Origin of the sequence: Candidatus Oscillochloris fontis (genome assembly GCF_004138135.1) — a bacterium.
In the GTDB taxonomy this organism is placed as follows: Bacteria; Chloroflexota; Chloroflexia; order Chloroflexales; family Chloroflexaceae; genus Oscillochloris; species Oscillochloris fontis.
Genome location: NZ_RYFD01000032.1, coordinates 38147 through 50355 on the forward strand (window position 1 = coordinate 38147; position 12209 = coordinate 50355).

At 61.1% G+C, this 12209-nt stretch carries 9 protein-coding genes; 2 read left to right on the top strand and 7 right to left on the bottom strand.

All coding sequences use genetic code 11. The features are described 5' to 3' along the window. Positions 1–4 precede the first annotated feature (4 nt). Entirely contained in the window at positions 5–688 is a 684-nt protein-coding gene (locus EKD03_RS12625) for a sortase domain-containing protein (protein ID WP_129631213.1), read from the top strand. A gap of 4 nt (positions 689–692) precedes the next feature. On the opposite strand, the gene EKD03_RS12630 is transcribed toward EKD03_RS12625, so the two are convergent. From EKD03_RS12630 to EKD03_RS12655, 6 genes are all read right to left on the bottom strand, one after another. Further along, positions 693–1376, bottom strand: a complete 684-nt coding sequence (locus EKD03_RS12630) for a response regulator transcription factor (RefSeq protein WP_129631216.1) — start codon at positions 1374–1376, stop codon at positions 693–695. A gap of 3 nt (positions 1377–1379) precedes the next feature. Next, complete coding sequence (locus tag EKD03_RS12635) at positions 1380–1877, bottom strand: Crp/Fnr family transcriptional regulator (protein ID WP_129631219.1); 498 nt, start codon at positions 1875–1877, stop codon at positions 1380–1382. A 72-nt stretch (positions 1878–1949) separates the two neighbouring features. Further along, entirely contained in the window at positions 1950–3227 is a 1278-nt protein-coding gene (locus EKD03_RS12640) for a nuclease-related domain-containing protein (protein ID WP_129631223.1), read from the bottom strand. Between the two features lie 90 nt (positions 3228–3317). Further along, positions 3318–5318, bottom strand: coding sequence for an excinuclease ABC subunit UvrB (gene uvrB, locus EKD03_RS12645; RefSeq protein ID WP_129631226.1), 2001 nt, complete (start codon positions 5316–5318; stop codon positions 3318–3320). Between the two features lie 142 nt (positions 5319–5460). After that, on the bottom strand, positions 5461–6513 hold the full coding sequence (locus EKD03_RS12650) for a 1,9-bis(guanidino)-5-aza-nonane synthase (protein ID WP_129631229.1): 1053 nt from the start codon (positions 6511–6513) through the stop codon (positions 5461–5463). Between the two features lie 656 nt (positions 6514–7169). Then, complete coding sequence (locus tag EKD03_RS12655) at positions 7170–7469, bottom strand: nucleotidyltransferase family protein (RefSeq protein WP_129631232.1); 300 nt, start codon at positions 7467–7469, stop codon at positions 7170–7172. Between the two features lie 163 nt (positions 7470–7632). Here EKD03_RS12655 and EKD03_RS12660 point away from each other — a divergent pair, with 163 nt between their 5' ends. Continuing rightward, entirely contained in the window at positions 7633–7851 is a 219-nt protein-coding gene (locus tag EKD03_RS12660; RefSeq protein ID WP_129631235.1) for a hypothetical protein, read from the top strand. 401 nt (positions 7852–8252) lie between these two features. Here EKD03_RS12660 and EKD03_RS12665 read toward each other — a convergent pair whose 3' ends face one another. After that, positions 8253–11597 (bottom strand): tetratricopeptide repeat protein, encoded by a 3345-nt coding sequence (locus EKD03_RS12665; protein ID WP_129631238.1) that lies wholly within the window; start codon positions 11595–11597, stop codon positions 8253–8255. Positions 11598–12209: the final 612 nt, after the last annotated feature.

The following is a 12209-nucleotide window of genomic DNA, read 5'->3' on the forward strand; positions in this document are numbered from 1 at the left end:
ATCTATGCAATACATCGTTCTTCTGCTTGCGCTCATCCTGCTGACCGCCTGTGGATCAGATTCTAAGCCGATGGTTGCTCCTGAAGCTACCGCCAGCCCACTGGCTATGCACGTAGCAACTTCGGTGCCGTCGTCGCCTACGGCCACGCCCAGCCCGCTGCCGTCGCCTACGGCCACGCCTAGCCCGCTGCCGTCGCCTACGGCCACGCCTAGCCCAACACCGAGCCTCGTTGTGGTGGCTGCTCCGCCAACCCGGCTCCAGATCGCGGCGATTGATCTAGATCAGGAGATCATCTCGGTAGGCTTAGATGAGCAGCGGGTTCCGATTGTACCCAACCACGAGGTGGGGTGGTACAACCTGAGTGCGCGGCTTGGCCAGCGTGACAATATTGTGCTCTGGGGCCATGTGCTGCGTTTTCGATCTGCGCCCAACATTCCGGCTCCCTTTGCACGAATTAAGGATCTAGAGATTGGCGATACGATCATGCTCTCTGATGCGAAGGGGGCTGTACGTCACTATGTGATTGCGCGGCAAGTATGGGTGACACCCGATCAGGTCGAGTATATTATGCCCCAGGGGCGCGAGATGGTGACGCTCGTTTCGTGCATTGGGGATAAGGTGGTGGATGAATCCGGGGTAGAGATGTCGCATCGGTTGATTACGATTGCTGAGTTGGTAGGGGAGTAATCCATCACTCCGCAAAACGATACCCGACGCCCCATTCGGTCTGAATGAGTTCGGCAGTGGGATCAACCTCGGCCAGTTTGGCGCGCAGACGGCGGATATGGACATCTACGGTGCGCTCATCGAGGAAGCCGTCCTGGCCCCAAACTTGGCGCAAGAGGGTCTCGCGGCTAAAGACCTGGCCGGGGTGGCGGGCGAGGAAGGCGAGTAGATCAAACTCGCGGGGGCGCAGTTCGAGTAGGTGGCCCTGGAAGGTGACGTGGCGGCGGGGCTGATCGATCTGGAGCGGCGAGGGTGGTGTGCTCGGTTCAGCCGGGCGGGTACGCAGGGCAGCGCGGCGGAGCAAGGCGCGGGCGCGGGCGACCAACTCACGCACCGAGAAGGGCTTGACCACATAGTCATCGGCACCAAGCTCAAGGCCCACCACGCGATCAATCTCATCACCACGGGCGGTGAGGAGCAGCACGGGGGTGTCGAGGTCGTGGGCACGCAGGCGGCGCAGCACCTCGAACCCATCAATGTCGGGTAAACCCACATCGAGTAGGACGAGATCAATCGGCTGTTGGTTGATCAGGTGGAGCGCCGCCTCGCCACTCCCCACCGTCTGCACATGCAATCCCTCACGCTCAAGGCGTTCGCGGATGACCGTGACAATAGCCGGTTCGTCATCAACAATCAACACACGCTGCATAGGTTAGGATCGTTTCCCCAGCTCGCCCCCCTGCCAGCGGATGTTGCCGCGCAACAGCAGGTTGGAGGAGCGCAGTTTATAGGAGAGATCCGACGCCAAGTTGCGCATGACTTTATAGCCAATGCGGGGACTCTTCTCGCAGAGTGCTGCGAAGTCGCGTTCGCGGATGACGAGAAAGACACACGGTTCAACACAGGTAACGGTGGCGGAACGGGTGGCCCCGCCGAGTAGCACCATCTCGCCAAAACTCTGACCGCCGTAGAGCATGTTGATCGTGCTGAGTGCCATGGCACCTTGCGCCGAGCGGGTCATGAGTGCGACCCGCACACAGCCCTCAATGATGACCATCATCTCATCACCATCATCGCCTTCATTGAAGACGACCTGATTAGGTGCCATCTTCTGCACCCGACACAGGCTGGCGATTTGAAGGATGTCTTCATCGGTTAGACCGCCAAAGATGACGACCCGGCGGAGGTATTCAACAATTTGTGCGGTCATAGGACGTATCCTTACGTTGCAGACAGGGATGTGTAGTATAGCATAACGCAAGAAGGGGTGATATTTAGCGACTCAACGCGGTAATGCGACCATAAAACTGGCTTCGCCAAATGGTTGGTGTTTGAGCCGAACAATCAGCGCGGAGGCACTCCGGCTGAGCGGGCGATCTGTGTGGACGCTTCCGCGTTCTTTCTCGCCGGGGGTGAGGCGTAGGATTGCTGGTTGGGCACTGGTTTCGTCGAGCAGGTATTGGTTGCCGAGGTTGTCGCTGATCTGGATGTTGTCGTTGCGCAGCGGGAAGCTGATGGTCTGTTCGCTCTGGTTCTGGAGACTCCAGGTGAGGCTGATCTGTCCATCACAGGTGGCGACCTCCTCCAAGATGACCACGACATCAGGGGGAAGGTTGGGGCTACCATTGGCAACACTCACCCACACCTTGCTGCTACTCTCCCAGCGTTTGCCGACGAGTTGGTAGCTCGGCCAGATGCAACTGCCTTCTATGGATGTTGTTCTGAAGGTGACGCCGCCTGTCGGCACGCCCGTCACTTCGGCAAGCGGGAGGAAGAGTTGGTCGGCGTGTTGCAGTGGCCCACTGGTAGGCCGTATTGCGAGGGCGATCAGCAGGGTGAGTAGCGCCACCCCCAGACCGATGGCGCTGCGCCCCAGGGGGCTACGCCAGCGGTCGGCGGGTGGTACTGGCGCAGGCTCAGGTGGTGGTGTGGCAGCGGCTGGTTCCTGGAAGGCACCGTGGATGACGGTGTTGATCTCTTCCCAGGGGGTACAGTGGAGCAACGCCGGAATGGCGCGCATCTCCTCGTCGCTCAGTTCGATCTCCGAGGAGCGCTCGGTGATCAGGTAGGCGGGCAGTTCGTCTAGCCCCTTGAGTTGCACCTTCCAGTCGAGTTCAATCTCTGAATCTGGTTCGAGCGTCGGCGCAATCACCACCACCCGTTTACAGGTGCGGAAATCCACATTGCTCGCCTTCTGCTCCGAAAGGAACTCGCGGCGATGCTCGTTGAGGAAGTTGGTCAGTGCGTGGAAGTAGGAAATGACCTGGTTGTAGGGGTTTTTGCGCCCCGGATTGAGCCGCTTCTGTTCACCGTTGCGGCCTTCAACAAACCATGGCCCGTTGACCGTGCCGATCACCCGCCCATCGCAATGCTTGAGTTCAATAATAAAGACCGCGTCGCGCTTGATAATGACGAGATCTATCGTGCGCCCACCCACACTAAAGTTGGCCAGGATCAGGTGGAGGCCATCCAACCGATCAAACCCGTTGGCCAGGGACATGATGGCGCGCCGCTCGTTGGGGTGTTCGGGCTTGTCGCCGATCCAGACTTGAACTGCCATGATTGGGTGATGTTTGATCCTGTAGGGGCGAAGCATCGCCCACCAATATAGACCTATTCCTCAGGCCACATGATGGGCGATGCTTCGCCCCTACAAGGCTAAGGTCTTCCTCAACTCCATGATCTGATCGCGCAGCGCCGCCGCCTTCTCAAAGGCCAGATCCTTGGCGGCCTGCTTCATCTGCTTCTCCAGATCCTTGATCAGTTTGTGGATCTCCTCGCGGGGCAGCTCGTGAACAATCGCGTGTGCCGTATCATTGCGGCTCTGCACTTGGTATTCGCCCCGCTCCTCGGCCAGTTTGCGCAGCCGGTCGGAGAGATCGCGCACACCCTTGGAGATGCCCACCGGGGTAATGTTGTGGCGCAGATTGTGGGCGATCTGGATGTCACGGCGGCGCTGGGTCTCCTTGATTGCCGCGTCCATTGATTTGGTGATCGTGTCGGCATACATGATCACGCGGCCCTCAAGGTGGCGCGCCGCCCGCCCGACGATCTGGATGAGCGAGGTCTCGGAGCGCAAGTAGCCCTCTTTATCCGCGTCCAGAATGGCGATCAGGCTCACTTCGGGCAGATCCAGCCCCTCGCGCAGCAGGTTGATACCCACGACTGTATCGTAGATGCCGAGGCGTAGATCGCGTAGAATTTCGATCCGTTCGAGGGTGTCAATGTCGGCGTGCAGGTACATGGTACGCACCCCGACCTCTTTCAGATAATCGGCCAGATCCTCGGCCATGCGTTTGGTGAGGGTGGTGACGAGGGCACGCTGCCCCTTCGTGACCCGCAGGCGGATTTCGGCCACCAGATCATCAATCTGGCCCTTGCTGGGGCGCACCTCGATGATCGGATCAACCAGCCCGGTGGGGCGGATGATCTGCTCAACAATCTGCTGGCTCTGCTCGCGCTCGTAGGGGCCGGGGGTGGCCGAAACATAGATGGCCTGATAAACGTGCTCGGCAAACTCCTCAAACTGCAAGGGCCGGTTGTCGAGCGCCGAAGGCAGGCGGAAACCAAAATCCACCAGCGTCTCTTTGCGCGAGCGGTCGCCCTTATACATACCGCGCACCTGCGGCAGACTGATATGGCTCTCATCAATAAAGAGCAAGAAATCATCAGGGAAGTAGTCGAGCAGCGTCCAGGGCGTCTGGCCGGGGCTACGTCCATCCATGTGGCGCGAATAGTTCTCGATCCCGGAGCAGTAGCCAACCTCGCCGAGCATCTCCAGATCATACATGGTGCGCTGCTTGAGGCGCGCCGCTTCCAGATTCTTGCCCGCCGCTTCAAGTTCGCGCAGCCGCTCGCCCAACTCGTCCTGAATAGTCTGCACCGCCGCCGCCAGTTTATCCTTGGTGGTGACAAAGTGCTTGGCGGGGTAGATGTCTACCGCCGTGCGGGTAAGCAGAATCTCGCCGGTGAGCGGGTCAATCTCGACAATCCGCTCAACCTCATCGCCCCAAAACTCGATGCGTACTGCCGTCTCGCTATTGGCAGGTAGAATATCGAGCGTATCACCGCGCACGCGGAACGTACCGCGATGAAAGTCAACATCGTTACGCTCAAACTGAAGATCGATCAACTGACGCAGCAGCTTATCGCGGTTACGCACCTCACCGTTGCGGATCGGAACCACCACCTGCCCGTAATCTTGGGGCGAACCGAGGCCAAAGATCGCCGAGACCGAGGCCACAATCAACACATCGCGGCGCGTAAAGAGCGCCTGAGTCGCCGCGTGGCGCAGGCGGTCAATCTCCTCATTGATACTCGCCTCCTTCTCGATATAGAGATCCTTACTGGGCACATACGCCTCAGGGGTATACTCATCGTAGTAGGAGATGAACATCTCAACCGCCGCATCGGGCAAGAAATCGCGGAACTCGGCCCACAATTGTGAGACCAGCGTCTTATTGTGTGCCATCACCAGTGTGGGGCGCTGGGCCTGCTCAAAGATCTGGGCCATCACAAACGTCTTGCCGGTACCCGTGGCACCCAGCAAGGTCTGATGGCGGTAGCCAGCCTTCAAGCCAGCGACCAACTGCGCAATCGCCTGGGGCTGATCGCCGGTGGGTTGATAGGGAGCTTGGACTCGGAAGCTCATAAAGAATCTCGCTGCTGTTGGGAGTGGATACTACACTACACCCAGCATCCAGGTTTTGACGCCAAGACGCCAAGGCGCAAAGCCTTCAACAAAACCTTTGCGTCTTTGCGCCTTGGCGTCAACAAAAGGACTCTGTGTACCCCTACACCTGCGCCTCAGCCATGTGCAACTCGCGGCCCTCGCTGAGGGCGCGGCCCCAAGCGCGGGCGCTGCGGTTCTGCCAGTTGCCCTTGTGGTAGACATACCCGGCCAAGAGCGGGAAGGTGACGGTGGCTTCACCATACACCATCTGCTCCTGGGCGAGACTAACCTTACCCCACGAGTTGGCCTCCTTGAGCGTCGAGCCAGAGAGGGCACCATCGCGCTCATCGGCGACGGTGAGTTGCACTGCGTACTGGTGCATCGGAGCCTCATAGCCGAGGAACTCCGCCGAAACCACAATATCCTGCACAAAGTTCTTGGGCACGCCGCCACCCAGCATGAGCAAGCCGGTGGTTCCCGCCCAGACCTTAATCGCGGTCAATTCGCGGAAATCCTTGACACTATCAATGCTGACGTGGGCCTGGGGATTACTCACCTGATGCGCGACCAGCCCAAACCCCGCCGAGCAGTCGGAGAAGGCGGGGACGAAGATTGGCACATCGCGGCGGTAGCACTCCAGCACGATACTCTCCGCCTCTGGGTGGTGCTGATCGAGGTACGCGCCCATTGCGCGAATGAACTCGCGGCTAGAGTACGCCCCCGGAGCCATGCTGTCGGCAATCATGCGGGTGGTATCGTCGCAGACGCGCAGTTCTTCCTCATCAATATAGGTATCGTAGATGCGGTCAATCATGCGCTCGCGCAGATCGTTATCGTCTACGAACGGGGTGCCCTGGTAGTGGCGATAGCCGAGTGCCTCGAAGAAGTCCTGATCCACGATATTTGCCCCGGTGGAGACGATCACATCCACCGCATTGCAGCGCAGCAGATCGAGGATAACCCCCTTCTGTCCCGCCGAGATCAGACTGCCCGCGAGGGTCAGAATGACCGTAGCCTGGGTATCAGCCACCATCGCATCGGCGATCTGGGCAGCACGCGCCAGATTGCGGGCTTGGAAGGCGGTGCGGCCCATCATCTCAATCAGCGGAACCACATTGACCGCCTTGATGTCAATATGCTCGACCATCGTGTGCAGCAGATCCTGCTTCTCCATATGCGTTGTGCTCCTTGGTGAGTAGTTCCAATCATAGAAAAAGCCGCGCTACAGGACCTACGGGCCGCGAAACGCCCGCCATCGGTTCCCGCCGTGGCTCTTAGGTTGATTGTAGCATATGGGGCATTGGGATGCAATTGGAGTGGGGGAGGTAATAGGGTGGGGCAAAGTCGCTACGCCCTCTGGCTCTTCCTCTGCGTTTCTCTGTGTCCTCTGCGGTCAACAACCGGAGCAAGGAGGGCATCATCCTCGGTGGTACACCATAGCAACCGCAGAGGACACAGAGGTACGCAGAGGGATGGGTTTCGCGTTACCTTACGCCCTCTGGTTCTTCCTCTGCGTTCCTCTGCCTCCTCTGCGGTCAACAACCGAGGCGCAAGAGGACGCTTAACCCTCGCGCTGGCTTCGACAAGCTCAGGCAGCGCAGAAGCCCGCTGGCTGAGCCTGTCGAAGCCAGCGGGCGCACTAGCGGTGGCGCATCGTGACCGGCTGGAAGCCGGTGCTACCTCATAGCTAAAGCAACGCCAACACCCGCTCAATCAGTGCCGTATCCTGTGCATCGAGACCCGCCAGCCTTACCACCCCGCTATGGGGCATCAGGCGTTGTGGTGAGAAATGCCACAAAGGCTACGATAGTCAGTGATTGTGCAAGCGTATTAGCCAAGTTGCACCAGTTTGTCACTACGCAGTAAGGCTTCAACAAAAGGGCTAGGCAGATCGAGATCAACCAGATCGACAGGATGTTCCAGATCGGTGAGCAGGTGGGTAAGCAGTGCAAAGAAGTTCTGCGGTGGACATCCGTGAACTGCAAAGTCTAGATCTGATTTCGTGTGCATATTCCCCGTAGATGCCGATCCAAATAGAAAAATTGATTTGCAGCCGCCATCTTTCAAAATAGTGATTGCCCGTTGGAGATCACGCTGCACAGAATCGGAGTAACTTACTACCTCGCTCATTGCTAGTACCTTACCGTTATTTCAGGTCTGCTACCTGTTCGTCTATCATTCTAGCATGTTCTTGCTGTGCAGCCAACGATCCAGCATGCCACCCCCCGGCTCGCGGTACGCCACAGATTATGGCTATAATGAATGTATACCAAGAGCATAGAGGGGTGACACCATGCCAACCATGACCCTTGAAGATCGCGTGGCCATGCTCGAACAAGAATTGCGTATGCTCAAACAGCAGTTAGCCCAGCCCGCCATTGTTCCTTGGTGGGAACAGATCAGTGGTGTCTTTGCCGCTACACCTGCATTTGACGAAGCAAGTCAGCTTGGCCGCCAGTACCGAGAAGCGCAGCACCCACCGGAAGGTCAGGATGGTGATGTACCTGCTTGATACTGACCATCTCATGAGAAACATGTGGCATGGTGGCTTTGACAGGCTCGGCTTCGACAAGCTCAGCCACCGCCAGCGCGCCGTTGGCTGAGCTTGTCGAAGCCAACGGCGGGGAGTTGGTGCTGTGATACCGCTGGCGGATCTGGGAGCGAGGGCATCTTGCCCTCGTATCCACGGCGAGGGCGTCCTGCCCTCGCTCCCAGGAATGGCCCTCACCCCCCTAACCCCCCTCTCCCGTTCGCTGCGCGAACAGGCGAGGGGGGAATATGATTCGGGATAACGGAGGAATGTGCCCCCCTCTCCTGTGGGCGAAGCCCACGGGAGAGGGGTTGGGGGTGAGGGCCATAACGCAACGGTCGAGTGACGACGAACCTCATAGCTAAAGCAACGCCAACACCTGCTCAATCAGTGCCGTGTCCTGCGGTTCCGCCCATGCGCTGCCGAATAACAGCCAGACTCTGGCTCACCTGTTGCGTATGGGGATGGTCAGCGCCAAGCCGCGCTTCGTAGATCCGCAGTGCCCGGCTCATCAGCCGCTCGGCAGTAGCCAGATCGCCTTGGTAGTAGTGATTGATCGCCAAATTGTTGAGGCTGCCTGCGGTCTGCGGATGCTCGGCCCCCAACACCCGCTCGCGGATCGCCAGGGCGCGTTCGTGGAGCGGCAGCGCCGCCGCGTAGTTCCCCTGGGATTCGTACAGCGCGGCGAGGTTGTTGAGGCTGGTGGCGGTAGCGGGATGCTCGGCCCCCAACACCCGCTCTCGGATCGCCAGGGCGCGTTCGGCGAGCGGCAGCGCCGCCGCGACGTTCCCCTGCGCACGGTACAGCCCGGCGAGGTTGGTGAGGCTTTGGGCGGTATCGGGATGCTCGGCCCCCAACACCCGCTCTCGGATCGCTAGGGCGCGTTCGGCGAGCGGCAGCGCCGCCGCGACGTGGTAGAGTTCGGCGAGGTTGTTGAGGCTTAAGGCGGTATGGGGATGCTCGGCCCCCAACACCCGCTCGAAGATCGCCAAGGCGCGTTCGGCGAGCGGCAGCGCCGCCGCGACGTTCCCCTGGGCACGGTAGAGTTCGGCGAGGTTGTTGAGGCTTAAGGCGGTATGGGGATGCTCGACCCCCAACACCCGCTCGAAGATCGCCAGGGCACGTTCGTGGAGCGGTAGCGCCGCCGCGTAGTTCCCCTGCGCACGGTACAGCCCGGCGAGGTTGTTGAGGCTTTGGGCGGTATGGGGATGCTCGGCCCCCAACACCCGCTCGTTGATCGCCAGGGCGCGTTCGTAGAGCGGCAGCGCTGCCGCGACATTCCCCTGCGAATCGTACAGCATGGCGAGGTTGTTGAGGCTGGTGGCGGTCTGGGGATGCTCGGCCCCCAACACCCGCTTGCGGATCGCCAGGGCGCGTTCGTGGAGCGGCAGCGCCGCCGCGACGTTCCCCTGCGCGTAGTACAGCCCGGCGAGGTTGTTGAGGCTTTGGGCGGTATGGGGATGCTCGGCCTCCAACACCCGCTCGTTGATCGCCAGGGCGCGTTCGTAGAGCGGCAGCGCCGCCGCGTAATTCCCCTGGGATTCGTACAGCACGGCGAGATTGTTGAGGCTGGTGGCGGTATCGGGATGCTCGGCCCCCAACACCCGCTCGTTGATCGCCAGGGCGCGTTCGACGTAGGGCTGCGCTGAAGCATAGCTACCTAGTCGATCTAGGTGTCGCCCGATCCAGATGCACAGATCCGCCGCTCGTTCATCCTCGCGCCCCAGCGCTGCGTCGGTGACGCCACGCAGGATGGGGAGAAAGGTGTTGATCGGTGCGAGGGTTGGGGCGTCATCCAGATTGCGTGCTTCGGCAAGCACCACCCGCTCCACCGCTTCCTGCGCCGCGCTATCGGTGCTGACTTGGCGCACGTAGGCACCCACCAGGCGGTGCATGCGTAGCCCTGCGTCGCCTTCGCGTTCGATCAGGCCCAGGGCGATGAGGCGATCTAGTGCGGCTTCGGCCAGCAGTTCGGCGTCGGTATCGTCGGCGGCTTGCTCTAGGGTGGCTAGCAGCAGCGCGGTGGGTAGCACCTCCCCCGGTACGAGATGGGCCGCACGGGCGAGGAGGCGCAGCGCCAGGGCATCCTCTTCCGCCTCTGGCTCAAGGCGCTCGTAGCTCAGGGCGAAGCTGCGCGCTACGTCGCGGTTGTGGCCGGTGGGTAGGGTGCCGTCCCGTTCGCGTAGCGGTAGCCGCTCGAAGAGGCGCGGGCTGCGGAGTTCTTCAAGGTAACGATCTATGCTCCAGCGTTTGGCTAGGCCCGCCAAGAAGCGCCCGGCCAAGTGCAGCGCCAGCGGCAGGTCGCCCAACTCGCCAGCCAGGGCGTCGGCCTCGGCGTCACGCAGTTCGGGGCGGTGCTGACGCAGCAGGGCGATGCTCTCGGCGCGGCGCAGTACGCCCAAGGCGTGGCGCTGCACCCCCAGGTCGCCCGGCCAATCGGGGTTGCGGCTGGTGATCAGCACGCGGGTTGCGCCGCCGGGGTGGTGGTCGCGTACTAGGTGCGGTTCTTCGCAGTTGTCGAAGATGAGCAGGTAGGGCAGCCCGCAGGCCAAGCGGGAGCGCACCAGGTGTACCTGCTCATCGAGTTTGAGGCCCGCCGCCTCGGTGAAGAGTTGCAGATACCCCGCCCCACCCAGACGGGCAAACTCGGCGGGGACAGCAGCGGGCTGGGCGAAGGAGAGCCAGAAGACGCCGGCGAAGTGCTGGCCGTAGCGGTAGGCAAACTCTATCGCCAACTGGGTCTTGCCAATGCCGCCCAAGCCGCTGGCCACCGCCGCTGGCCCCTGGTTCACCGCGACGCTCTGGCCGCCTTTGAGCAGCCCCGCCAGCACCAATAAGTCGGCTTCGCGGCCAACGAACTGGTGGTTGCGGCGCAGCCCGCCCAGCCACGAGCCAGCGGGTAGCCCATCCTGCGGTTCGGGAATGGTTGCCGTGGGCAGCGCCGCGAGCGCGGCCTGGGCCGCTGCCAACTCTGCGGGGGTGGCTTGGGTGGAGCGGGGGGTGAAGGGGTGGTGGACAACCGTGTACTTGTAGATATTGCCGCCTGCTACATCCCCCCGAAAGGTCACATCGCCCGTTTGCGCCCCAGTGATGGTGATGAGCGCTTGGCGTTGGGCATCCCTGAGCGCCGTGATCGCCGCGAGGAGATGGTCAAAGCGCGTGTCGTTGCGGGCAGTCACAGCGGCAATCACCCGGTCGGCCTCGGCCACCACCACCGGCCCCAACGCGCCGCCCGCGAGCTTCAGGCGCGCCATATCCTCGCTGAGGTTCCGCAACAGATCGTGCTGCACCAACAGCAGATCACTCTGCGCCCCCTGCTCCTCGGCAAGCGCCGCGAGCGCCAGCGGCACCGCATCGAGATCCTTCAGGAACGTGGCTAACTCCGTGGCGAGCGCCTGGTCGCTGGCGGCGGCAGCATCGAGGCGCACGGCCAACGCCGCGAGCCATACCGGGTCGGGGGCATCCTCGGCCAGTGCGGCCTGCATCCCGTCGGCTGCGAGGTTGCCCACCCAGCCCGCGAGGGCGTTCATGCCCATGCTGGTGAGCCACTCCATAACGGGGCCAGTGACGAGTGCCCCCGCGCCCATGCCCGCGAGGAGGGGCGCGAACCCCGCTGCTCCTAGCAACCCTACGGTTGCCGCCCCGCTCATCCCGGCGAGCAGCGCGGGCCAACGGGCATGTCGAACCCCGGCGCGGGCGGTGGCGAGCGGCGTGGCAGCGGGGGGCATAGGGCGCTCCTCAGGGAATGGGTTGGGCGTTGTTATGCGTAGAGCGTAGCAAAAATTCCGATGATATGCAAGTTGTTGGGGGTAAGTAACTGTTCACACTTGGGGTAAAGAAAGCTTCTGATTGACGCAAAGGCGCAACGACGCAAAGGTTTTGTTGCAGGCTTTGCGCCTTTGCGTCTTGGCGTCAAAACCTGGAGGCTAGGAGAAGTGTGAATAGTTACGGGGATAACCGGGTGTGATGTAACCCGCCGTTGGCTTCGACAAGCTCAGCTAGCGATCCGCAGCAACCACAGAGGAGACAGAGGTGCGCAGAGGGATGGGTTTCGCGTTACCTTACGCCCTCTGGTTCTTCCTCTGCGTTCCTCTGCGTCCTCTGCGTCCTCTGCGGTCAACAACCGAGGCGCAAGATGACGCTTAACCGAATGCCAATTTGAGTAGTTCGGAAATTCACAACTATACAACGCGGTTTTAACCTGTATGCTAGAGGTAAAGGGGATCGTGCGTTGGCTCGGTCATCGCGCCGGAGGGCGCGTCACGACGCGCCCCTATACCCCTCAAGCTAAGAAAACAGCCAAGGAAGCTCTTTTGTGTCATCATGGAAGTAGGAACAAA